A 23,784-nucleotide genomic window follows, 5' to 3' on the forward strand; every position below is an offset into this window, starting at 1 on the left:
TATACGACTCTCACTGTCATCACGTTCCGCGATAACCTGGGTCCCGTGTACGACCCGTCCCATCTGCGCACGTTCCTCTCGGTGGCGCAGACGCTGAGCTTCACGCAGGCCGCGCGGCGGCTCGGGCTGCGGCAGTCGACGGTCAGCCAGCACGTGCGGCGGCTGGAGGACGCCGCCGGGCGGACGCTCTTCACCCGGGACACGCACTCGGTTGAGCTGACGGAGGACGGCGAGGCCATGCTCGGCTTCGCGCGCCGGATCCTGGAGGTGCACGAGCAGGCGGCGGCCTTCTTCACGGGCACCCGGCTGCGGGGCCGGCTGCGCTTCGGCGCCTCGGAGGACTTCGTGCTGACCCGGCTGCCGGAGATCCTGGAGGGCTTCCGGCACGAGCACCCGGAAGTCGACCTGGAGCTGACGGTCGAGCTGTCGGGCACCCTGCACGAGCAGCTGGCCGCCGGGAAGCTGGACCTCGTCCTGGCCAAGCGGCGGCCCGAGGACCCGCGGGGCGAGCTGGTCCGGCACGACCGGCTGGTGTGGATCGGCGCGGAACGCCTCCGGCTGGACCCGGACCGCCCGGTGCCGCTCATCGTCTACCCGCCGCCGGGCATCACCCGCGCGCTCGCCCTGGAGGCCCTGGAGCGGCAGGGCCGCCCGTGGCGGGTGGTGTGCACCAGCGGCAGCCTCAACGGCCTCGTCGCGGCGGCCCGGGCGGGCCTCGGCGTGATGGCCCACTCCCGCGGTCTCATCCCGCCGGGGCTGGTCCGGGTCCCGGACCGGGCGGGGCTGCCGGAACTGGGGCAGGTCGACTTCGTGCTCGTCCACGGCCGCCGCCGGCCCTCCGCCCAGGGCGCGGCGGACGCCCTGGCGGCGGCGATCCTGGCGGGCGGGGACCGGCTGCACCGCAGCGAGCGCAAGGGGCTGTGACGAACCGGGCCGTGACGAGCCGGAGTGACACAATCCGTCGCTGTCCCGCTGACAGAGGAGAGCCTGCTCCGCGGCCCGTCGCACCGCGGCCGGACACGTACAGATTCGGTGGAGATTACGGCACCGAAACTTACTCAACCGTCAGGTTTGTGTCCGACCCTTCCCCATGTGAGCGCTTTTTCCCTCGCTGACCAGCGCGGACCGGAGCGATCCTCACCTTCGCACCCCCTCCCGCCCCCTGCCCGGGTGGGGTAGCTTTCACGGCGCTGTGCGGGACGTCACTCGACAGGAGCGCTGAGGAGCGGGGAGCGGGGTTTGCGCGAGTTCACCATCCCTCCGTTGGCGTTGGCACCTCCGGTGGGCGGTCTGGCCGACGTGGTCTTCGAGCATGCCCAGGAGGACCCGCTGCACATCGCGCTGGGCCGCAAGGACGAGTCCGGCCAGTGGCGTGACGTCACCAGCGCCGAGTTCCGCGACGAGGTGCTCGCGCTGGCCAAAGGCCTGCTGGCGAGCGGCATCCGGTTCGGCGACCGGGTCGCGATCATGTCCCGCACGCGCTACGAGTGGACGCTGTTCGACTACGCGCTGTGGACGATCGGCGCCCAGGTCGTGCCGGTCTACCCGACGTCCTCGGCCGAGCAGTGCTTCTGGATGCTGTACGACGCCGAGGTGACCGCCGCGGTCGTGGAGCACGAGGACCACGCGATGACGATCGCCACCGTCATCGACCGGCTGCCCCAGCTGCACCGGCTGTGGCAGCTCGACTCCGGCGCCGTGCACGAGCTGTACGACGCGGGCGCGCACCTCGACGACGAGGTGGTGCACCGCCACCGGCAGGCGGTCACACCCGACTCGGTCGCCACGATCATCTACACCTCGGGCACCACCGGCCGCCCCAAGGGCTGTGTCATCACGCACGGCAACTTCATGTACGAGGCGGACACCGTCATCGAGCGCTGGGAGCCGGTGTTCCACTCCAAGCGCGGCGACGAGGCGGCGACCCTGCTGTTCCTGCCGCTCGCGCACGTCTTCGGGCGGATGGTCCAAGTCGCGGGGATCCGCGGCAAGGTGAAGTTCGGTCATCAGCCGCAGCTGAACGCGGCGGCCCTGCTGCCCGACCTGGCCGCGTTCAGGCCGACGTTCTTCCTGGCCGTGCCGTACATCTTCGAGAAGGTGTTCAACGCGGCCCGCCGCAAGGCCGAGAAGGAGGGCCGCTCCGGTCCCTTCGAGAAGGCCGTCGACATCGCCATCAAGTACGCCGACGCGCTGGAGGCCAAGGCCTGGGGCACCGGCCCCGGCCCGTCGGCGGGCCTGCGCATGCAGCACCAGCTGTTCGACAAGCTGGTCTACGGCAAGATCCGCGCCGCGATGGGCGGCCGGATCAAGCACGCCATGTCCGGCGGCTCGGCGATGGACCGCCGGCTGGGGCTGTTCTTCGCCGGCGCGGGCGTGCACATCTACGAGGGCTACGGCCTGACGGAGACCACGGCCGCCGCGACCGCCAACCCGCCCGGGCGCACCCGCTTCGGCACGGTCGGGCAGCCCATTCCGGGCATGACCGTGCACATCGCCAACGACGGCGAGATCTGGCTGCACGGCGAGAACGTGTTCCAGGGGTACCTCAACAACCAGAAGGCCACCGACGCCACCCTGCACGACGGCTGGCTCGCCACCGGCGACCTCGGCGCGCTGGACGAGGACGGCTTCCTCACCATCACCGGCCGCAAGAAGGAGATCCTCGTCACCTCCGGCGGCAAAAGCGTTTCGCCCGGGGTTCTGGAGGAACGCGTCCGGGACCATCCGCTGGTCAACCAGTGCATCGTCGTGGGCAACGACCGCCCGTACATCGCCGCCCTGGTCACCCTCGACCAGGAGGCCGTGGAGCACTGGCTGGCCATGCGGGCCAAGCCGCAGATGTCCCCGGCGGAGCTGGTGCGCGACGCGGATCTGGAGACGGAGGTGCGCCGCGCGGTGGTCGCCGCCAACACCCTCGTCTCGCAGGCCGAGTCGATCCGCACCTTCCGCATACTGGCCCAGCCGTTCACGGAGGAGCACGGGTTGCTGACCCCGTCCCTGAAGCTGAAACGGAAGGCGATCGAGAAGGCGTACGAGAACGAGGTCGAAGCGCTCTACCGAGCGTGACGTACGCCTCGCGGGGCAGGTGTGGCTTCGGAATCCTCCCGTCAGGAATGCATCACCGCCCGTGATCGTTGACGATGGGAAGTACACCCGACCACTTACCGAAGGATCGAGAGCTCGTGAGCAAGGTCCCCCCGATCATCCTGAACAACGGCGTCGAGATGCCCCAGCTGGGCTTCGGCGTCTGGCAGGTGCCGGACGACGAGGCGGAGACGGCCGTCGCGACGGCGCTGGAGGCCGGGTACCGCAGCATCGACACAGCTGCGATCTACGGCAACGAGGAGGGCACCGGCAAGGCCATCGCCGCCGCCGGACTGCCCCGCGAGGAGCTCTTCGTCACCACGAAGCTCTGGAACGCCGACCAGGGATACGACTCCACGCTGCGCGCCTTCGACACGTCGCTGGAGAAGCTCGGCCTGGACTACGTCGACCTGTACCTGATCCACTGGCCGACGCCGGAGCGTGGTCTGTACGTCGACACCTACAAGGCGTTCGAGAAGCTGCACGCCGACGGCCGGATCCGGGCCATCGGCGTCTCCAACTTCCTCCCCGAGCACCTTCAGAAGCTGATCGGTGAGACGTCGGTCGTCCCGGCGGTGAACCAGATCGAGCTGCACCCGCACCTGCAGCAGGGCGCCTCCCGCGAGTACCACGCGGGGCAGGGCATCGCCACGGAGGCCTGGTCGCCGCTCGGCCAGGGCAAGGGCCTGCTGGAGGTCCCGGCGATCGTGGCCATCGCCCGCAAGCACGACCGCACCCCGGCCCAGGTCGTGCTGCGCTGGCACATCCAGCTGGGCAACGTGGTGATCCCGAAGTCCGTGACACCCTCGCGGATCAAGGAGAACATCGACGTGTTCGACTTCAGCCTCGACGACGAGGACCTCGCGGCGATCAGCGCGCTGAACGAGGACCGCCGCATCGGGCCGGACCCGGCGGAGTTCAACGGCGCCTGAGCCGCACCGCCGGCGCCCCGGCCGGGAGCCCCTCGCGGGGCCCCGGGCCGGGGCGCCGTCGTTCCCGCACTCTCGGACCGGCTGCCGTCGTCATTGCCCTGTCGGTCCGGTCGAAGTCGACGGCATCGGAGCTATGCGGGCCGGACCGCCGTGTGCACGGTGTGGGCCGCCAGCACGAACACGTCCTGACGGTGGTGCAGGCTCGCCTTGTCGCCGGGGTCGAGGAGGCGGTCGAGGGTGGTGCGGTCGTCGTGGTCGAGGCCCTCTGCGAGGGTGTCGCGGAAGCGGGTCAGGGAGTCGACGACGTGGGCACGGGCGCGGTCCGAGGCCGGGGCGGGAAGGTCCAGGAGGAAGCTGTGCGTCCTGGTGTGTGTCAGGCCCGCGGCGGACAGCAGGGCGGGCCAGTTCTCGGGCTCGGCGACATGGCCCTGGAGGTCCTGCCGCATCTTCGTGAACCACTCCTCCTCGACCGCGTCCATGCGCGCCTGAAGACCGGGGCGGCCGATGCCGATGTCGCGGGGCAGGAACCGTGCGGGCAGCCCGCCCTCCATGAGGGCCAGGGTGCCCCCGGGCGCCAGCCGGGCCGCGAACGCGGCGAGCCCGGCCCGCTGGTCGCCGAGGTGGTGCAGGGTGCGGCTCGCCCAGAGCAGATCGGCCGGGTACTCCAACTCGTCGAGGACGTCCGGCAGTTCCCCTGCGACCGTGCCGAAGCGGTCGGCCACCCCCTGACGCTCCGCCCGTGCCCGGGCCCGCTCCAGCAGCGGCTCGGAGCCGTCCACCGCCACGATCCGCGCGCCCGGGAACGTCTCCGCGAACAGACACGACACGACACCCGGCCCACTGCCCGCGTCGACGATCAGACCCGGCTCGGTCACCTCCTTCGCCAGCCAGCCGAGGGCCCGTTCGTACATCGACGTGAACAGCTCCGCCTCGGACTCCAGCATCGGGGCCATCGCCGCCCAGTCGATGTCGGTGTGGTCGTGGTGGTGGCCGTGGCCCTGCCGGTGAACGTGGTCGTGGTCGTGCGCCATGGTGGACAGCCTCTCGCTCGGATGCGGTCAGCGTGCGACGGCACACCGTGCGGAGGCCACTGCTGTTGCCGGTCCCGCAAATCCGCCGGGGCGCGGGCCCCGGCGGATCAGCGGTTCAGCGCGGACGGGTCAGGACAGCGGCGGGTGCGCGTTCTGCATCAGCTGCCGGAACTGGGCGGAGAACCAGTGCCCGGATATCGGCGCGTCCGGCAGGGCACCGGACGGGTTGTTGCCGTTGCGCGGGTTGCCCTCGTACGTCGGGTCGCACATCCGGTCGAAGCCCTTGCCCTCGGGGTTCGGGATCTCCTCGCTCGCCCCGTCGGACTCGCCCGGGGGCTTCATCCACACGTAGGCGTCGATTCCGGCGGCCGGGGCGGCCTGCGGGCGTTCGCCGAGGCCGGCTCCGGACTGGTTGCACCAGTTGCCCGGGTTGATGCGGCGGTCGTAGCGGCCGCCGTCGACGTAGGTGTCGACGGTGGTCCGGGCGCCGGGGCCGGTGGGCCGGGCGGTGCCGCCCCAGCCGTTGCGGGAGGTGTCGATCAGCATGCCGATGCCGGAGTTGAAGCCGACCGAGACCAGCTGGTTGCGGAAGGCCTGGGCGAAGGACAGCTCGTCGACGTAGCGGTTCCAGTCGACCCAATTCGACTCGCGGACGGACTTGCCGGCCACGTTGTCGCTGATGGAGAAGTGGTCTTCCTTCAGGGCGCTGTAGTTCGCCGTGTTGGTGATGAAGCCGTGGACGTCGTTGACGGTCGCGCCCTCGGCGGACGCCGCCTCCTTGAACAGGGTCGCGGAAGGAGCGAAGTTGTCGTCCCAGCCGATCCAGCCGTGGTGGCCGGCGTCGACGTAGTTGTAGACGTTCGGCACGTCGCCGAGCTTGTTCAGCGCGTAACCGACGCCCTTGATGTAGTTGCCGTTGGCCTTCATCACGTCGCACTGCGGGGTGGCCGTCGGGCGGCTGCCGGTGTTGGTGACGAGGTTCGGCAGCGAGTCGATCTCGACGGTGGTGACGATCCGCAGCGAGGAGTACTTCGAGTCGGCGAGGATCGCCTTGATCGGGTCGATGTACTCCGTCTTGTATCGGCCGATCTCGTCGGCCTTCAGCTCGCCGTTGGAGGCGAGGGCGGCGCAGTCACGGCCGGGCAGGTTGTAGATCACGAGCTGGACGACGAGTTCGCCCGAGCCCTTCTGCCGCAGCGCCTCGTCGAGGTGGGCGCGCAGGCCCATCTTGCCGCCCGCGCCGTTGATGGCCGCGGTCCGGTCCAGCCAGACACCCGTGGGCTGGTTGGAGATGCGGCTGCCGCCCGGCTCGGCGGCGGCGTTCGCTGACCACTCCGGGTTCACGTACACCTTGGCGCCCTCGTAGGGGTTGTTCACCCGGTTGGCGGGGCCGCCCGGGTCCGGATCGGGTTCGCCGGGGCCGCCGCCGTCGTCGACGTTGCAGGTCACGCCGTCGAGAGTGAAGGTGGCCGGGATCGCGTTACTGCCGCTGTAGCTGCCCTGGAAGCCGAAGCTGACCGAACCGCCGGTCGCGAGCTGGGCGTTGTAGGTCTCGTTGGCCGCGGTGACGGCGGCACCGCTCTGGCTCAGCTTGGCGTTCCAGCCGCTGGTGACCTTCTGGTTGCCCGCGTACGACCACTTCAGCGACCACGACGACTTGGCGGCGCTGTTGTTGGTGATGGTCACGGCGGCGGTGAAGCCGGTGCTCCACTGGTTCTGGATCTTGTAGTCGACGGTGCAGGGGACGGCGGCGACGCCGGCGCCCGGGTCGACGGCGAAGGCGGTTCCGGTCGCTCCGGCGACCAGGGCCATGGCGGCCAGTAACGCTGTTCTCGTACGGCTCATGAGTGCGGTTTTCCCTTTCGGTGGTGGGGGTGTCAGCCGTTCAGGGCGCGCTCCGACAAGGACATGAGGAACCCGGCACCGGCTCTCGCGCAGCCGGGGAACACCGCGAGGGCGGCGGCTAAAAGTACTGAACGCGAGGGGTGTCGCATGAGCGACTCCGTGCAGGTCGGGCCCGTCGTGACGGACGCGTCGACTGATGGAACCGCTCCCACTGGTGTCAAGGAAGGTAGCGCCAAGTGTCGGTAAAGAACAGGGGAGTCGCTGACTTTCGCTCAACTCGCGGCGTCGAATCTTTTCGACTCTTCAAGTCTCTTGACCGGTACCTGACGTGTCCGCACTATGGGAGCGCTCCCACTGGTTCAAGCCTTGACTTCTCCGAGCCGCAAGGAGGAACCAGCACCATGCATCCCCCACCCCGGAGACGCGGAGCGGTACGACGGCTGTGGACCGCAGCCCTCGCAGCTCTCGCTCTTCCGCTGACGATGCTCTCCTCAGGGTCGACTCCCGCGCAGGCGGCGGCACTTCAGTGCAGTGTCGACTACAAGACCAACGACTGGGGCTCCGGTTTCACGGTGGACCTGACCCTCACCAACCGCGGCACGGACGTCATCGACGGCTGGACCCTGACCTACGCCTACTCCGGCAACCAGAAGCTGGGCAACGGCTGGAACGGCACCTGGTCGCAGTCCGGCGCGAACATCACCGTCAAGAACGCCTCCCACAACGCGCGGGTCGCCGCGGGCGCCGCCGTCTCCACCGGCGCCCAGTTCTCCTACAGCGGCGGCAACACCGCGCCGACGTCCTTCTCCGTCAACGGCACGCCCTGCACCGGCGCGCACCAGCCGCCGATCGCCGTGCTGACCAGCCCGAGCGCGGGCGCCGTGTACACCCAGGGCCAGGCGGTGCCGCTGGCGGCCACCGCCGCAGCAGCGGACAACGCCACGATCAGCAAGGTGGAGTTCTACGACGACACCAAACTGCTCGGCACGGACACGAGCGCGCCCTACGCGCTCTCCGTCGCGGACCTGGCCGTGGGCAGCCATTCCCTGGTGGCGAAGGCGTACGACAGCATGGGCGCCTCCGCCGACTCCACACCGGTCGGCATCACCGTCGCCTCCGGCCCGACCGTCGTCGCCTCGCCGCTCCAACTGGGCGTCCAGTCGGGCAAGTCGGGTACCTACGAGGTGAAGCTGTCCAAGCAGCCCTCGGCGAACGTGACGGTGACCTCGGCCCGCGCGAGCGGCAACGCGGGGCTCTCGGTCTCGGCCGGCGCGTCGCTGACGTTCACGCCGCAGAACTGGAACACCGCCCAGAAGGTGACCGTGGCGGCCGCGAACTCCGGTTCCGGCTCCGCCGTGTTCGAGTCGACGGCCGCGGGCCACGGCAAGGCGTCGGTCACCGTGACCCAGCTGGCGGCGGCGAAGGTCTACGACGCCCGCTTCCTGGAGCTGTACGGGAAGATCACCAACCCGGCGAACGGCTACTTCTCCCCCGAGGGCATTCCCTACCACTCGGTCGAGACGCTGATCGTCGAGGCGCCGGACCACGGCCACGAGACCACGTCGGAGGCGTACAGCTACCTCCTGTGGCTCCAGGCCATGTACGGCAAGGTGACGGGTGACTGGTCGAAGTTCAACGGCGCGTGGGACCTCATGGAGAAGTACATGATCCCCACCAAGGCCGACCAGCCGACCAACTCCTTCTACAACGCCGCCAAGCCGGCCACCTACGCCCCCGAGCTGGACACGCCGAACGAGTACCCGGCCAAGCTCGACACCGGTGTCCCGGTCGGCACCGACCCGATCGCGAGTGAGCTGAAGAGCGCCTACGGCACGGACGACGTCTACGGCATGCACTGGCTCCAGGACGTCGACAACGTCTACGGCTACGGCAACTCGCCCGGCAAGTGCGAGGCAGGCCCGTCGGACACCGGCCCGTCGTACATCAACACCTTCCAGCGCGGCGCGCAGGAGTCGGTGTGGGAGACGGTGCCGCAGCCGACCTGCGACGCCTTCAAGTACGGCGGCAAGAACGGCTATCTGGACCTGTTCACCGGTGACGCCTCCTACGCCAAGCAGTGGAAGTTCACCAACGCTCCGGACGCCGACGCGCGGGCCGTGCAGGCCGCGTACTGGGCGGACATCTGGGCGAAGGAGCAGGGCAAGGGCAGTGCCGTGTCCGCGACCGTCGGCAAGGCCGCCAAGATGGGCGACTACCTGCGCTACTCCATGTTCGACAAGTACTTCAAGAAGATCGGCAACTGTGTCGGGCCGTCGGCCTGTCCGGCCGGCACCGGCAAGGACGCCTCGATGTACCTGATGTCCTGGTACTACGCCTGGGGCGGCGCCACCGACACCAACGCCGGCTGGGCCTGGCGCATCGGTTCCAGCCACGCCCACGGCGGCTACCAGAACCCCCTCGCGGCGTACGCGCTCGGCAACTACGCCCCGCTGAAGCCCAAGTCGGCGACGGGCGCGGCGGACTGGGCCAAGTCCATGGACCGGCAGCTGGAGTTCTACCGCTGGCTGCAGTCGGACGAGGGCGCCATCGCCGGGGGCGCGACCAACAGCTGGGCGGGCCGCTACGCGACCCCGCCCGCCGGGAAGTCGACGTTCTACGGCATGTACTACGACGAGAAGCCCGTGTACCACGACCCGCCGTCCAACCAGTGGTTCGGCTTCCAGGCGTGGTCCGTGGAGCGGGTCGCCGAGCTGTACCAGCAGACGGGGAACGCGAAGGCCAAGGCGGTCCTCGACAAGTGGGTCGACTGGGCGCTGTCCAAGACCACGTTCAACCCGGACGGCACCTACCGCATCCCGTCGACGTTGCAGTGGTCGGGCCAGCCCGACACCTGGAACGCCTCCAGCCCCGGCGCCAACAGCGGGCTGCACGTCACCGTCGCCGACTACACCAACGACGTCGGTGTGGCGGCCTCGTTCGCCAAGACCCTGACGTACTACGCGGACCGCTCCGGTGACACGGAGGCCGCGGCGGCGGCGAAGAAGCTGCTGGACGGCATGTGGGCGAACCACCAGACCGATCTCGGGATCGCCGTACCGGAGAACCGGGCCGACTACAACCGGTTCGACGACCCGGTGCACATCCCGAGCGGCTGGACGGGCACGATGCCGAACGGCGACGCGATCAACTCGTCGTCGACGTTCGACTCGATCCGGTCCTTCTACGAGGACGACCCGGCCTGGTCGAAGATCGAGAGCTATCTCGCGGGCGGCGCGGTGCCGTCGTTCACGTACCACCGGTTCTGGGCTCAGGCGGACATCGCCTTGGCCATGGGCTCGTACGCGGAGCTTCTCGAATAACCCCGCCGGGCGCTCCGGGGGGTGGGCGGCTGTTCGGCTGCGCGGCCGTTGTGGCTGGTCGCGCGGTTCCCCGCCCCCGAAGCAGCGTCCGAAGCTCTGCGTACAAGGCCCTGCACCTGACGCGGGGCCACCAGGGCCGGGCGGTCCCCACCCGCACGAGGGACCGCCCGGCTCTCGCACGTTCCCCCCTCACGGAAGGAACCCCACCGTGCGAAGAACCCGTGTTCTCACGGCCGTGCTGGCGCTCGCGGCCGGGTTGTTGTCGGGTGCGCCCAGCGCACTGGCCGCCGATCCCCCGGCGACGAAGCTCGCCGCTGACACGTACACCTGGAAGAACGCCCGGATCGACGGGGGCGGGTTCGTGCCCGGCATCGTCTTCAACCGCTCCGAGAAGAACCTGGCCTACGCCCGCACGGACATCGGTGGCGCCTACCGCTGGCAGGAGTCCTCCAAGACCTGGACGCCGCTGCTGGACTCCGTCGGCTGGGACGACTGGGGGCACACCGGCGTCGTGAGCATCGCCTCCGACTCCGTCGACCCGGACAAGGTGTACGCGGCGGTCGGTACGTACACCAACAGCTGGGATCCGAAGAACGGTGCGGTCATGCGCTCCTCCAACCGGGGCGCGAGCTGGCAGAAGGCCGGCCTGCCGTTCAAGCTGGGCGGCAACATGCCGGGGCGGGGCATGGGCGAGCGGCTGGCCGTCGACCCGAACCGGAACAGCGTGCTGTACCTCGGGGCGCCCAGCGGCAAGGGGCTGTGGCGGTCGACGGACTCGGGCGTGACCTGGTCGCAGGTCGCCAACTTCCCGAACGTCGGCAACTACGCGCAGGACCCGAGCGACACGAGCGGCTACGCGTCCGACAACCAGGGCATCGTCTGGGTCACCTTCGACGAGTCCACGGGCACCGCCGGGAACGCCACGAAGACGATCTACGTCGGGGTCGCCGACAAGGACAACGCGGTGTACCGCTCGACGGACGCGGGCGCGACCTGGCAGCGACTGGCCGGGCAGCCCACCGGCCACCTGGCGCACAAGGGCGTCCTGGACGCGAAGAACGGCTACCTCTACCTCGCGTACAGCGACAAGGGCGGCCCGTACGACGGCGGCAAAGGACAGCTGTGGCGGTACGCGACCGGGACCGGGACCTGGAAGGACATCAGCCCCGTGGCGGAGGCCGACACCTTCTACGGCTTCAGCGGGCTGACCGTGGACCGGCAGAAGCCGGGCACGGTGATGGCGACCGCGTACAGCGCCTGGTGGCCGGACACACAGATCTTCCGCTCCACCGACAGCGGCGCGACCTGGACCAAGGCGTGGGACTACACGTCGTATCCGAACCGCGAGAACCGCTACACGATGGACGTCTCGTCCTCGCCGTGGCTGACCTGGGGCGCGAATCCGCAACCGCCCGAGCAGACGCCGAAGCTGGGGTGGATGACCGAGGCCCTGGAGATCGACCCGTTCGACTCGAACCGGATGATGTACGGGACGGGTGCGACGATCTACGGCACGGAGAACCTGGGGAACTGGGACGGCGGCGGCAAGTTCACCGTCAAGCCGATGGTGCGGGGCCTGGAGGAGACGGCGGTCAACGACCTCGCCTCTCCCTCGTCCGGCGCCCCGCTGCTGAGCGCGCTCGGCGACATCGGCGGCTTCCGGCACACGGACCTGACGAAGGTACCGTCGATGATGTTCACCCAGCCGAACTTCACGACGACCACGAGCCTGGACTTCGCCGAGTCGAACCCGAACACGGTGGTGCGGACGGGCAACCTGGACTCCGGGCCGCACATCGCGTTCTCGACGGACAACGGCGCCAACTGGTTCGCCGGAACCGACCCTTCGGGCGTGAGCGGCGGCGGCACGGTCGCGGCGGCGGCCGACGGCAGCCGGTTCGTGTGGAGCCCCGAGGGCGCCGGCGTGCACCACGCGACGGGCTTCGGCACGTCGTGGCAGGCCTCGGGAGGGATCCCCGCCGGGGCGATCGTCGAGGCGGACCGCGTCGATCCGAAGACCTTCTACGGCTTCAAGTCCGGGAAGTTCTACGTCAGTACGGACGGCGGGGCGACCTTCAAGGCATCACCGGCCACGGGGCTGCCGAGCGGTGACGGCGTCCGCTTCAAGGCGCTGCCGGGCGGGAAGGGCGACGTCTGGCTGGCCGGTGGCGCGACGGACGGCGCCTACGGCCTGTGGCACTCCACGGACGCCGGGGCCAGCTTCACCAAGCTGTCGAACGTCGAGCAGGCCGACACCGTCGGCTTCGGCAAGGCCGCACCCGGCGCCTCCTACCAGACCCTCTACACCAGCGCGAAGATCGGCGGCGTGCGCGGCATCTTCCGCTCCACCGACAAGGGCGCGAGCTGGACCCGCATCAACGACGACGCCCACCAGTGGGGCTGGACGGGCGCGGCGATCACCGGCGACCCGCGCGTGTACGGCCGTGTCTACGTCTCCACGAACGGCCGGGGCGTCATCTACGGCGACAGCTCCGGCGGCGGCTCCACAGACCCGGGTCCGGGCCCCGACCCGGGGCCGACGGGCGCCTGCAAGGTGACGTACAAGGTCACCAGCCAGTGGGCGGGCGGCTTCCAGGCGGACGTCCAGCTCGCCAACACCGGCACGAGCGCCTGGAACGGCTGGTCCCTGAACTGGGCCTTCCCCGACGGCCAGAAGCTGAACCAGGCCTGGAACGCCGAGGCGGCACAGTCGGGTTCGGCGGTCACGGCGAAGAACGTCGGCTGGAACGCGAACGTGGCGGCGGGGTCGTCGGTGAGCTTCGGCTTCACGGCGAACTGGTCGGGCACGAACACCAAGCCGGCCGCCTTCACGCTCGGCGACCGGAACTGCACGGTCACCTGAGGGGTGCTGCCGGGGGCGCGCGCCGGACACGGTGGGCGCCCCCGGCGGTGCGGAAGCGAGAGGCGACCGGGGCAGGGGAGGCGGAGCACCTGCCCGAGTGTTCGTGATGCCGCCCGTACGGGAGACCGGCGCCCCTGACGGCTTCGGCCTCTGGCCCGTCGCCGAGACCGAGCCGTTCGGCCTTCGCCCGCCCCCTCGCCCCGCCGTTCAACCGGCCTTCCGGAACGACCGCAGGCTGAACACCGGGTCGGGGCGGGGCCGGTCCTGGTCGGGGAGGTGTGCGAGGCGGGTGGCGAAGCCGTCGGCGAGCGGGTCACCCGGGGGCAGGGTGACGAACCAGCCCCGGCGCAGGTCGGCGATCGTGCGACGAGGGCTGCGGCCCTGGCCGAGACCGGTGAAGCGGGCCTGCCCGGCCGGGGCCAGGCCGTGTGCCGCGGCGCAGCACTCGACGTCCGCCGCCGCGTCCCGGACCGGGCCGGGCGGCCGGGAGGACAGGACGACATCGATGTCACTGCCCACGTTGTGGGAGGCGGCCTTGTCGACCGTGGTGACGTAGATCCCGCCGGGCCGCAGCACCCGGGCACATTCGCCGACGATGGCCCGCACCTCGGCGGGCCCGGCGGCCAGGTGCAGCAGCCACACGCTGCACACGGCGTCGAACTGCCCGTCCCGGAAGGGCAGCCGGCGGCTGTCGGCGCGCACGACGGCACCGGGGAGCCGGGTGGAGGCCTGCCGGGCCATCGCCGGGGAGAGGTCGGCGCCGGTCACCCGCAGGCCGTCGCGGGCTGCCGCGAGCCGGCGGGTCACGATGCCGGTGCCGCAGGCGACGTCGAGCAGACCGCGCGTGTCCGGCGGTACGAGGCTCAGCACCGCTTCCGCGGCGGCCGCCGCCCGGGGCTCACCGCCGCGTGAGGCGTCGTACCGCTCCGCTTCCTTGTCGTAATCGAGCACCCCGTCAGTGTGCCCCGTGCCCGGGGGCCAGGTCCTCCACCCTGCGGGCGAGCTCGAAGTCCTTGTCGGTCACGGCGCCGCCCGCGCTGTGCGTGTGCATGGCCAGGGAGACGGTGTTGTAGCCGAGCGTGAGGTCGGAGTGGTGGTTCAGCTCTTCCTGGACCTGGGCGATGTGCACGACCATCGCCGTCGCCGCGAAGTGCGAGCCGAGCCGGTAGGAGCGGATGAGGTGGTCCCTGTCGAGCGACCAGCCCGGCAGCTCGGCCAGCCGGTCCTCGACCTCCTTCTGCGACAGCGGTTCGACGGGCATGGGCCGCGCTCCTTCCCTGGCTGCTGGTCCTCCCAGCCTGCCACAGCGCGGCGGCCGGGGCCCTGGTCACCGGGGTGTGCCTGTCCGGCACGACCGGTTCTCGACTACGGTCCGGGCATGACCACTCACCCGTCCACCGTCGAGAAGGGCGCGGGCCCGCTGCTGCGGGCCTGGCGGGAGCAGCGGCGGATCAGCCAGCTGGAGCTGGCCCTGCGCGCGGACTCCTCGGCCCGGCACATCAGCTTCGTCGAGACCGGCCGCTCCCGGCCCAGCGAGGAGATGGTGCTGCGGCTGGCCGAGCATCTGGACGTCCCCGTGCGGGAGCGCAACGCGCTGCTGCTGGCGGCCGGTTACGCGCCCCGCTACCCGGAGACCCCGCTGGACGACCCGGCGCTGGGCGCGCTGCGGGAGGGTATCGAGCGGCTGATCGGCGGCTACGAGCCGTATCCGGCGCTGGTGGTGGACGCGCTGTACAACGTGGTGGCGGCCAACCGGGGGGTCATGACGCTGGTCGACGGGGTCGGCGAGGCACTGCTCGAACCACCGCTGAACGCGATGCGGCTGGCCCTGCACCCGCAGGGCCTCGCGCCCCGCATCCGCAATCTGCGCGCCTGGCGTGGGCATCTGCTGGAGCAGATGGAGCGGCAGATCGCGCTGCACCGCTCGGAGCCGCTGCGGGCGCTGTACGAGGAGGTGGCGGCGTATCCGGTGCCCGACGCGGATCCGGCGGACGAGCCGTCGGAGCCGGTGCCGTACTTCGCGCTGCCGCTGCGGATCGAGCACGAGGGCCGGACGCTGTCGTTCGTCTCCTCGATCTCCACGTTCAACACGCCGATGGACGTGACGGTCGCCGAGCTGGCCATCGAGACGCTGCTCCCGGCCGACCCGGCGACGGCCAAGTACCTTCAGGCTTCGCTGTCCTGACGGGCCCTCAGGGCCAGCTGCTGGAGCACGGCGAAGCCGGCCACGGCCAGGGCCTGGAGCACCGTCCACACGGCGCCCGGTGTGCTCGGCGTGAGCCACAGCGCCAGGGCCGCGAGGCTCACCGCCGCCCAGGCGAGGTTGGCCTCGACGACGGCCCGCACGCCGGGCGCCGGGGGCCGCCTGCGGGCGGCCAGCAGCCCGACACCCGCCGAGTAGAGCGCGAGGAACGCGCCGAGGGCGAGCAGCAGCGTGGCGTCGGCCCCGAGGAAGCTCCCGAGCGGGCCGGAGAACGCCAGGTAGGCGAGCGCGTTGGTGCCGGTGACGACGGCGTCCAGGGCGAGGAAGCGGCGCAGCATCGACTGCGGTTCCACGGTCCGGGCGAGTGCGGCGAGCTGGATCACGGACATGGGGAATCACCCTCCGTGCGGTTGTGGGGCGGCGGCTTCGGCCGGGTCCCGGGCCGGAGTGCGCCGGCCCGGGACCCGGTGCGTTCACGATCCCGGGCCGACGGCGTCCGGTCGATTACCCGCGGGGTAATGCCCCGCCTCTCTTGCGCTTCCGGCGATCTCCTCGGTGCGAGCCCTGCCATGCGGCCACCCGGGCGTGACAGACTGATCACAGGCTTGGGCACGTGGGGAGGCGTGGCGTGAGTGAACGGCGGGCCGCACCCACGGTGGGCCAGGTGGTCCTGGGCAAGCGGCTGCAGGAACTGCGCGAGGCCGCGGGCCTCAGTCGTGAAGAGGCCGCCAAGGTGCTGCGGGTCGCCCCGGCGACCGTCCGGCGCATGGAGACCGCCGACGTCGCGCTGAAGATCCCGTACGCGCAGATCCTGCTGACGGCCTACGGCGTGGCCGAGGACGAGGTGACCGCGTTCGTCGACCTCGCCGAGGAGGCGAACCGGCCGGGCTGGTGGCAGCGGTTCCACGACGTGCTGCCGGAGTGGTTCAGCCTGTACGTGAGCCTGGAGGGCGCCGCGCGGATCATCCGGTCGTACGAGCCGCACTTCGTGCCGGGACTGCTGCAGACCGAGGGGTACGCGCGGGCCGTGCTGCGGGCCGGGACCATCGCGAACGCCGGGCCGGATGCCGTGGAGCGGCATGTGTCGCTGCGGATGGAGCGGCAGCGGCTCCTGGACCGCCCCGATCCCCCGCACCTGTGGGTGATCATGGACGAGACGGTGCTGCGCCGCCCGGTGAGCGTCGACGGCCGGGTGATGCGCGACCAGCTGGACAAGCTGCTGGAGTACGCCGCGCGCGACCGGGTCACGCTGCAGATCGCCGAGTTCGCGGACGGCCCCCATCCGGGGACGTACGCGCCGTTCTCGCTGTTCCGCTTCGCCGAGCCGGAACTGCCCGACATGGTCTTCACCGAGTATCTGACCGGAGCGCTCTACCTGGATTCCCGCAAGGAGGTCTCGGCGCATCTGGAGGTGCTGGACCACATGACGGCCGGGCCGGGCTCGGCGCAGCGTACGGACGAGCTGCTGCGGGAGTACCGGGAGCGGTACTGAGCCCCTCGCTCCCGCTCTGACGTCATGGCACGGGTTCTGACCCGTACGGGCGCCGTCGGCGGGTGCGCTCCCCGGCCCGGCCCTAGCGTCGGGATGGCGGGCAGGCAGGCCGCCGCACGCGAAGGAGGTCCGATGCCCGGATTCGAGGTGCTGTACCAGGCGGCCGCGTTGTGCCTGATGTACCCCGACGACGACTTCCGCGCCCGGTTGCCGCTGCTGCGCGAAGCCGCCCCGCAGTTGCGGGAGTTCGCCGACCACGCGGCCGTCACCCCGCCGATGGAGCTGGCCGCGCACTACGTCGAGGTGTTCGAGGCGGGGCAGGAGCACAGCCTGTATCTGAGCGCCTGGCGCGAGGCCGCCCCGGCGCCCTCCGAGGAGCTCTACCGCGCGCACGGCCTGGAGACCACCGGTGAGGAGCCGCCGGACTTCCTGCCCGCGGTTCTGGAGCTCGCGGCCCGCACCGGCACCACGGAGCTGCTGGTGGACCACCGCGACGGTCTGGACCAGCTCCGGTGCGGCCTCACCGACTTCGGCACGCCGTACGCGACGGTCCTGGACGCGGTGTGCGCGACGCTGCCGCCCGCGCACACCGCGCTCTAGGAGCCCGCCGACCAGGTCGGCACGGGCACGGCTACGTGCCCGTGCCCAGCCGCCAGATGTCGTCGTCGGCAAAGGCACCCGCGAACGCCTGCACCTCGTCCACGTCACCGTGCAGGTATTCGCCCCACGCGTCACCGGTCCGGCCCCGGCCGATCTGAAGCGGTCCGGAGCCTCGCCAGCCGTTCGGGAGGTCCGCGGTCGCGTCCGTGCCGGCCCTGCCGTCGAGGTAGAGCCTGATCTGGTCGGTGGCGTCGTCGTAGACGACGGCGAGCCGGTGGCCGACGCCCTCGCCGCCGTCCGCCCTCTCCGTCTGGGCCACCACCGTTTCGGGGGCACCCCGCTCGTCCTTGTGCGGCATCACCAGCTGCCAGGCGTGTTGCGCGGGCTGGTAGCGCACCCTGAAGGCGTCGGTGTGCTCACCGGGCAGCGACAACACCGTCATGGGGCCCTCGGGCTCCGCGTCCGCCAGGCGTGCGACCACGCCGATGGTGAAACTGTCCGAGGTTTCGACGACAGGCCCCTCCGCCACCGCGTGGCCGGACCTGCCGTCCAGGGACAGATGCCCGTCGCCGACGAGCGCGTAGGGCACCGCGGGGCAGTCCGGGTCGAGCTCCGGGAGGCACGAGCCGTCCGGGCCGCGGTGGATCGTCGCACCGGGCGCCAGTTTCAGGGGCGCGCCGCCGTTCCGCTCGGGGCTGGCGCCGTCCCGGGCCGTCTCCAGTGACCAGTGGCCGCGCGACGACGGCTTGCGGTACGCCAGTTCCGACACCTCGTCGGGCACGACCACCCGGTCGTGGACCCTGACGCCGCCCAGTTCGCCGTGCCAGCGGTCGTGGTAGCCGTTTCCGTCGCGGACCCGGCCGATCTGGAAGGCGCCGGCGGTGGCGGCGGGCTTGGCCTCGGCCCTGGTGCCGGCCTCATGGCCGTTGACGTACAGCTGCGCCTTGCCCGTCTCGGCGTCGTACACGCCCAGCAGGTGAGCCCATTCGCCGGTCTCCGGAGCGCCGCCCGACACGGTTGTGCCGCCGACGGTGAACGACCAGTCCGGGGACTCGCGCCGGGCGTTGAGACCGAGGGCGAACGCGGCCGACTCCCCGGCGTCCTGGCCGGCGACGGTCATGTTCCGGCCGGTCTCGGCCGGGCGCGCCCAGGCGCTGACCGCGAAGCTCTCGCGGGGGTCGGCGACGGCCGGGGCGTCCGGGGTGAGGTAGCCGTGGCTGCTGCCGTCCAGGGTCGCCGTCGCGGTGAGTGCCGTACCCGCGGGCGCCGGGGCGCCGAAGGTGACGCCGGAGCCGGCGACCGCGTCGGTGCCGGCCTCGGCGTCGGCGGACGTGGCTCCCTTCGCGTCGGCCAGGGGCCAGTGGGCCACGGGCGCGCGGCCGGACTTCACCATGAAGTCGTACGACGACTGGCCGCTGCTGCGTCCGGCCCGGTCGATGGCCCGGACGGTCAGGCTCTCGGGGCCCGAGTCGAGGGGCAGGAAGGGGATGGTGGCAGGCCCGCCGGGCCGCTCGGGGCGGACGGTTCCGTAGGGGCCGCCGATGAAGCCGTATGTGTACGACACGACGTCGGCGGAAGGCGAGTCCATGGTGAAGTGGCCGTAGACACCCACTCCGTCCACCCAGAACACGTTCTCCGGGTATTCCGGCGAGGAGATCGTCGCCTTCTCCGGGTTCTCGTCGTCGTAGACGAATTCACAGACGGAGCCGTCCCCCTCGGAACTCCAGGGGGAGGACGCCTTGCCGTCGTTCGCGCGGACGCGCCAGGAGATGACGGTGTTCGCCGGGACGGAGCCCTCCGGCATGTGCCACCGCTGCGCACTGCCCGAGAGCGTCGCGAACCTGGTGTGCGTGAGGCGCTGTTCCACCCCGTCGGTGTCCGTCCACCACGCCTCGAACTCACCCTTGACCAGGTTGGCCTCGGCAGGGTGGTTGTCCTCCTCCGGGTCGTACAGAACCGCGCTGAGGACGGGCGGCTCGGAGACGTACGCCCTCTCGTCCCCCGTCGCGCACGCCTTGTACCCCGTCTGCAGATCCTGGACGAGCGGCTGCTTCGGCGGCAGGTTGTCCGCGGCCTGTGCCACGCCGGTGCCGGTCGTCATCACGGCCGCCACCGCACACCCCACCGCCAGCAGTCTGTGTCCGCCGGATCTCTTCGGTGCGTCCAACTGTCCCTCCCCTGTGAACTTCCCTCGGCCCGCCGGTCACACGGGCTGCTGGAGGTTAACAGGGGGCGCTGACGTCGCAGTAAGGGTTTTCCCCGTCCCTCGTGGGGAGTCGGGCTAGGCGGCGCCGCCCTTCTCGTCCCGTCCGTTCCTCTCGTCGTCCACGATCTCCGCGTCCACCACTGCCTCCTCGTCCTGCGGTGCGGTGGGGGGCTCCTCCGAGGGGGCCTGCTGGGCCTGGGCGTACATCGCCTGACCCATCTTCTGGCTGACGGAGGCGAGTTTCTCGACGGCGGCGCGCAGGGCGGTGGTGTCCGCCTGCTGTGCCAGTCCCTCCTTCACCTCGGCGACGGCCGACTCGACCTCGGACTTCGTGTCGGCCGGGACGCGGTCGCCGTTCTCGCGGAGGAAGTTCTCGGTCTGGTAGACGAGTTGCTCGGCCTGGTTGCGGGTCTCGGCGGCCTCGCGGCGTTTGCTGTCCTCCTCGGCGTACTGTTCGGCCTCGCGCATCATCCGGTCGATGTCGTCCTTGGGCAGGGCCGAGCCGCCGGTGACGGTCATCTTCTGCTCGCGGCCGGTCGCCAGGTCCTTGGCGGAGACGTGCATGATGCCGTTGGCGTCGATGTCGAAGGCGACCTCGATCTGCGGGACGCCGCGCGGGGCCGGCGGCAGACCCGTGAGGTCGAAGACGCCGAGCTTCTTGTTGTACGCGGCGATCTCCCGTTCGCCCTGGTAGACCTGGATGCCGACGGAGGGCTGGTTGTCGACCGCCGTCGTGAAGATCTCCGAACGCCGCGTCGGAATGGTCGTGTTGCGCTCGATGAGCTTCGTCATGATGCCGCCCTTGGTCTCGATGCCCAGGGACAGCGGGGTGACGTCGAGCAGCAGGACGTCCTTGACGTCTCCGCGGATGACGCCCGCCTGGAGCGCGGCGCCGACGGCCACGACCTCGTCGGGGTTGACGCCCTTGTGCGGATCCTTGCCGGTGAGTTCCTTCACCAGGTCGGTCACCGCGGGCATCCGGGTCGAGCCGCCGACGAGGATCACGTGGTCGACCGCCGAGAGCTGCACCCCGGCATCCTGGACGGCCTGGTGGAAGGGGGTCTTGCAGCGGTCCAGCAGGTCGGCGGTGAGCTCCTGGAACTGGGCCCGGGTCAGCTTCTCGTCGAGATGCAGCGGCCCTTCGGCGGAGGCCGTGATGTACGGCAGGTTGATGGTCGTCTCGGTGGAGCTGGAGAGCTCGATCTTGGCCCGCTCGGCGCCCTCGCGAAGCCGCTGTACCGCCATCTTGTCGCCCGCGAGGTCGACACCGTTCTGGCCCTTGAAGCGCTTGATCAGGTACTCGACGATCCGCTGGTCCCAGTCGTCGCCGCCGAGGTGGGTGTCGCCGTTGGTGGCCTTCACCTCGATGACGCCGTCGCCCATCTCCAGCAGTGACACGTCGAAGGTGCCGCCGCCGAGGTCGAAGACGAGCACCGTCTGGTCGTTCTCCTTGTCCAGGCCGTAGGCGAGCGCCGCGGCCGTCGGCTCGTTGATGATCCGCAGGACATTCAGGCCCGCGATCTCACCGGCCTCCTTGGTGGCCTGCCGCTGGGTGTCGTCGAAGTAGGCGGGGACGGTGATCACCGCGTCGGTGACGTCCTCACCGAGGTAGGACTCCGCGTCCCGCTTCAGCTTCTGCAGCACTCGCGCGGACAGTTCCTGCGCCCGGTAGCGGGTGCCGTCCACATCGCCCTCGGCGGGGAAGCGCCAGTGCGCGTCGCCCATGTACCGCTTGACCGAGCGGGCGGTGCGGTCCACGTTCGTCACGGCCTGCCGTTTGGCCACTTCGCCGACCAGCACCTCGCCGTTCTTGGCGAACGCCACGACGGAGGGTGTGGTTCTGGCCCCCTCCGCGTTGGCGATGACGGTGGACTCGCCGCCTTCCAGCACGGCGACCACCGAGTTCGTGGTTCCGAGGTCGATCCCGACCGCTCGTCCCATCGCTGTCCCCTTCCGCCAGGGCGACGACACGTCCCACAATCCAGCACAAAACTTGAGTGCGCTGTTGTCAATGCCGCGATGGGGTGAGCGGTCCGCGCAGGGCCACCGCGCGCCGGGGCCGGTCGGTGACGAGCACGTCGACGCGCGGGTGGGCGAGGAAGGCCCGCATCAGGGTGTCGTCGTTGACGGTCCAGACCATGGTGAACAGGCCGTGCCGGGTTGCCTCGCGCAGCACGTTGGTCCTGGCCAGCCGCTGGTGGACGGCGACGCCGTGCGCTCCGCAGGCCCGGATGCGGCGGCCCGGGAACAGCTCGCTGAGCCGCGTCCCGGGCAGCCGGGCCAGGGCCAGCTCCCTGCGGTCGCGCCCGAGGGACAGGGCGGTACGCACCCCGGGGAACGCCTGGGTCACGGCGGCGACGGAACGGTCCTCCAGCGTCGTCACGACGAGACCGTCCGTGCCGAGCAGTGCGACCGCCCGGTCGATCACCTCCTGCTCGTAGCCGACCTCCTTGAGGTCGAGGTGGGCCACGAGTTTCCCGGCGATCAGCGCCATGACCTCGTCCACCACGGGCACGGCGTATCCGGCCCGCTCGCACAGCTCGGCGTGGGTGAGCGCGGACAGCGGCGGCCCGGCGGGGCCGACCCGGGGATCGTGGTAGACGACGAGGACCCCGTCCCGGGTGCGGCGGATGTCGAACTCGACGTACTCCGCGCCGGACTCGATCGCGTCCTCGTACGCCTCCCAGGTGGCGGGGCCGGCGCGCTCGGAGCCGCCGCGGTGGGCGGAGACGGCGGGGTGTGGCGTCATGGTCGTCGGTTCCCGGCAGGCGAGCGGGGCGGTGGGACGGGGGCGAAGGCGTCGTCGGGCGCGGGCAGCAGCGAGCCGGAGCGGGTGCTGACCCGTCTGAGCAGGACCCAGCCGATCACGACCAGGACGACGAAGGGCAGCCAGGCCAGCGCGTAGGCGGTGCCGTAGGCGCGCAGGTCGAGGATGGAGCGCTGGTCGTCGACGTTCGTGCCGTTCACACCGAAGAAGGCCAGCAGCAGGGTCGGCGGGAGGGCGATGAGAGTGGCCGCGGCCACCAGGCCGGAGACGGTGCGGTCGCGGCGGTCGTCGCGTTCGGCGAGTTCGGCGTCCAGGGCGGCGGAACGGGTGCTGATCACCGAGGTCAGGCGCTCGACCATACGGGCCGAGTTCTCCAGGCTGTCGCGGATGCCGAGGGCGTCACCCAGCGAGGACTGGAACGCCTCCGTGACCATCTCGGGGATCAGCAGGCTGTCGACGTAGGCCTCGACACCGAAGGCCAGGTCGAGCTGGAGTTCGTTGACACCGGCGGAGAGGCGGGAGATCAGGGAGCGGATCTCGGTGGGCGAGTCGGTCAGGACCTGCTCGTTGGCCTTCATCATGGCGAAGGCCGCCAGCCGGGTGCGCTGGAGCACGGACAGGGCGGAGATCATGCCGACGGCGACGAGGGCCAGGCCGTTCTCCACGTGCGGGGCCCAGCCGGTCTGGACGGAGACGCCCCGGCCGAGGGCGGAGAGGGTGAGGCCGTGGTTCCTGACGTGGGGCGCGAGGCTCGCGTCGTAGGGGGTGGCGGGGTTCCACGGCATCCGGCCGCGGTAGACGATCTCGTTGAGCAGGATCGCCTTGCGGGCCTCGTCGGCGCTGAGCAGTTCGCGCTGTAACCGGCCGCCGGGGAAGACGAGTTGGTGCACGTTCTGGCCGAGGGCGAGCGGCCGGCCGCCGAGCTGTGCGGCCAGCGTCTGCAGGATCGGGCGGTCGTCGAGCTCGATCCGCTCCCGGTCGAAGCAGGTGGAGGCCAGCCAGACGGCGAGGTCGCCGGCGGTCGTCTCGCCCGCGAAGGCGCAGTCCACGACGAGGGTGGCGTCGCCGCGCGGGGTGGTGACGACGAGGATCCGCAAGGACGCGAGGCCGAGGCCGCGGTCGCCGTGCGGCAGCCGCAGCCGCCGGGGCGCGACCCGCTCGTCGAGGACCGGGAGGGGCAGCACGTCCTGGCTGGTCATCAGGTGGGGGGCGAAGCGGCCGTAGTCGTAGCGGTCGACCAGGGCGCCGAGGGCGGTGTCGCGGGGGCGGAGCCGTCCGGAGAGGCTGAACAGCAGCAGGACGCGGGTCCGCTCACGGGTGGCGGAGTCGAGCACCGTCGCGTTCGTGGACGTTCCCGGCAGCATCGCGTTCCTTCCGGCCCGGCGGTTCGAGGCGTCTGTTTCCTACCCCGGCCGGGGGTGGTGAACCGACGACGACGCGC

General features: G+C 71.0%; 17 protein-coding genes. 8 read left to right on the plus strand and 9 right to left on the minus strand.

Annotated elements, in window-relative coordinates; translation table 11 throughout:
* The first annotated feature begins 45 nt into the window (after nucleotides 1-45).
* From ACFY9S_RS12745 to ACFY9S_RS12755, 3 genes are all read left to right on the plus strand, one after another.
* Nucleotides 46-924 carry a LysR substrate-binding domain-containing protein gene (locus ACFY9S_RS12745; protein ID WP_391126507.1) on the plus strand — a complete coding sequence of 293 codons (879 nt, stop codon included), beginning with the start codon at nucleotides 46-48 and terminating at the stop codon, nucleotides 922-924.
* A gap of 315 nt (nucleotides 925-1,239) precedes the next feature.
* Nucleotides 1,240-3,066, plus strand: a complete 1,827-nt coding sequence (locus tag ACFY9S_RS12750) for an AMP-binding protein (RefSeq protein WP_391126510.1) — start codon at nucleotides 1,240-1,242, stop codon at nucleotides 3,064-3,066.
* A 74-nt stretch (nucleotides 3,067-3,140) separates the two neighbouring features.
* Nucleotides 3,141-4,016 carry an aldo/keto reductase gene (locus ACFY9S_RS12755; protein WP_391126512.1) on the plus strand — a complete coding sequence of 292 codons (876 nt, stop codon included), beginning with the start codon at nucleotides 3,141-3,143 and terminating at the stop codon, nucleotides 4,014-4,016.
* Between the two features lie 131 nt (nucleotides 4,017-4,147).
* Here the strand turns inward: ACFY9S_RS12755 and ACFY9S_RS12760 are convergent, their stop codons facing one another.
* Both ACFY9S_RS12760 and ACFY9S_RS12765 read right to left on the minus strand, forming a co-directional pair.
* Entirely contained in the window at nucleotides 4,148-5,047 is a 900-nt protein-coding gene (locus tag ACFY9S_RS12760) for a class I SAM-dependent methyltransferase (RefSeq protein ID WP_102911663.1), read from the minus strand.
* 129 nt (nucleotides 5,048-5,176) lie between these two features.
* A complete protein-coding gene (locus ACFY9S_RS12765) occupies nucleotides 5,177-6,892 on the minus strand; it encodes a glycoside hydrolase family 6 protein (RefSeq protein ID WP_391126516.1) in 1,716 nt (571 codons plus the stop codon).
* Nucleotides 6,893-7,293: 401 nt separating this feature from the next.
* Between ACFY9S_RS12765 and ACFY9S_RS12770 the strand changes: the two genes are divergently transcribed.
* Together ACFY9S_RS12770 and ACFY9S_RS12775 are read left to right on the plus strand one after the other, a co-directional pair.
* Entirely contained in the window at nucleotides 7,294-10,212 is a 2,919-nt protein-coding gene (locus tag ACFY9S_RS12770) for a glycoside hydrolase family 48 protein (protein ID WP_391126519.1), read from the plus strand.
* 208 nt (nucleotides 10,213-10,420) lie between these two features.
* Nucleotides 10,421-13,075, plus strand: coding sequence for a cellulose binding domain-containing protein (locus ACFY9S_RS12775; RefSeq protein WP_391126522.1), 2,655 nt, complete (start codon nucleotides 10,421-10,423; stop codon nucleotides 13,073-13,075).
* A gap of 207 nt (nucleotides 13,076-13,282) precedes the next feature.
* Here ACFY9S_RS12775 and ACFY9S_RS12780 read toward each other — a convergent pair whose 3' ends face one another.
* Nucleotides 13,283-14,026 (minus strand): methyltransferase domain-containing protein, encoded by a 744-nt coding sequence (locus ACFY9S_RS12780; RefSeq protein ID WP_391126525.1) that lies wholly within the window; start codon nucleotides 14,024-14,026, stop codon nucleotides 13,283-13,285.
* A 4-nt stretch (nucleotides 14,027-14,030) separates the two neighbouring features.
* On the minus strand, nucleotides 14,031-14,336 hold the full coding sequence (locus ACFY9S_RS12785; RefSeq protein WP_391126528.1) for a 4a-hydroxytetrahydrobiopterin dehydratase: 306 nt from the start codon (nucleotides 14,334-14,336) through the stop codon (nucleotides 14,031-14,033).
* Between the two features lie 117 nt (nucleotides 14,337-14,453).
* On the opposite strand from ACFY9S_RS12785, the gene ACFY9S_RS12790 reads away from it, so the two are divergent.
* Nucleotides 14,454-15,260, plus strand: coding sequence for a helix-turn-helix domain-containing protein (locus tag ACFY9S_RS12790; protein ID WP_391126531.1), 807 nt, complete (start codon nucleotides 14,454-14,456; stop codon nucleotides 15,258-15,260).
* Here ACFY9S_RS12790 and ACFY9S_RS12795 read toward each other — a convergent pair.
* Nucleotides 15,242-15,667, minus strand: coding sequence for a hypothetical protein (locus ACFY9S_RS12795; protein WP_391126533.1), 426 nt, complete (start codon nucleotides 15,665-15,667; stop codon nucleotides 15,242-15,244). The two genes, ACFY9S_RS12790 and ACFY9S_RS12795, sit on opposite strands and share 19 nt — an antisense overlap.
* Nucleotides 15,668-15,906: 239 nt before the next feature.
* Here ACFY9S_RS12795 and ACFY9S_RS12800 point away from each other — a divergent pair, with 239 nt between their 5' ends.
* Nucleotides 15,907-16,770 (plus strand): Scr1 family TA system antitoxin-like transcriptional regulator, encoded by an 864-nt coding sequence (locus ACFY9S_RS12800; RefSeq protein WP_391126535.1) that lies wholly within the window; start codon nucleotides 15,907-15,909, stop codon nucleotides 16,768-16,770.
* Between the two features lie 132 nt (nucleotides 16,771-16,902).
* Nucleotides 16,903-17,370 carry a molecular chaperone TorD family protein gene (locus ACFY9S_RS12805; protein ID WP_391126538.1) on the plus strand — a complete coding sequence of 156 codons (468 nt, stop codon included), beginning with the start codon at nucleotides 16,903-16,905 and terminating at the stop codon, nucleotides 17,368-17,370.
* A gap of 31 nt (nucleotides 17,371-17,401) precedes the next feature.
* On the opposite strand, the gene ACFY9S_RS12810 is transcribed toward ACFY9S_RS12805, so the two are convergent.
* The 4 genes from ACFY9S_RS12810 to ACFY9S_RS12825 all read right to left on the minus strand — a co-directional run bounded on the left by ACFY9S_RS12810 (nucleotide 17,402) and on the right by ACFY9S_RS12825 (nucleotide 23,707).
* A complete protein-coding gene (locus ACFY9S_RS12810; RefSeq protein WP_391126628.1) occupies nucleotides 17,402-19,471 on the minus strand; it encodes a LamG-like jellyroll fold domain-containing protein in 2,070 nt (689 codons plus the stop codon).
* A 180-nt stretch (nucleotides 19,472-19,651) separates the two neighbouring features.
* Nucleotides 19,652-21,517 carry a molecular chaperone DnaK gene (dnaK, locus tag ACFY9S_RS12815; protein ID WP_391126540.1) on the minus strand — a complete coding sequence of 622 codons (1,866 nt, stop codon included), beginning with the start codon at nucleotides 21,515-21,517 and terminating at the stop codon, nucleotides 19,652-19,654.
* 67 nt (nucleotides 21,518-21,584) lie between these two features.
* Nucleotides 21,585-22,325 (minus strand): glycerophosphodiester phosphodiesterase family protein, encoded by a 741-nt coding sequence (locus tag ACFY9S_RS12820; RefSeq protein ID WP_391126543.1) that lies wholly within the window; start codon nucleotides 22,323-22,325, stop codon nucleotides 21,585-21,587.
* Nucleotides 22,322-23,707 carry a hypothetical protein gene (locus tag ACFY9S_RS12825; protein WP_391126546.1) on the minus strand — a complete coding sequence of 462 codons (1,386 nt, stop codon included), beginning with the start codon at nucleotides 23,705-23,707 and terminating at the stop codon, nucleotides 22,322-22,324. The genes ACFY9S_RS12820 and ACFY9S_RS12825 overlap by 4 nt, the downstream gene beginning before the upstream one ends.
* Nucleotides 23,708-23,784 lie beyond the last annotated feature (77 nt).

Source organism: Streptomyces sp. NPDC012474 (genome assembly GCF_042955185.1).
GTDB classification, from domain to species: domain Bacteria; phylum Actinomycetota; class Actinomycetes; order Streptomycetales; family Streptomycetaceae; genus Streptomyces; species Streptomyces cahuitamycinicus.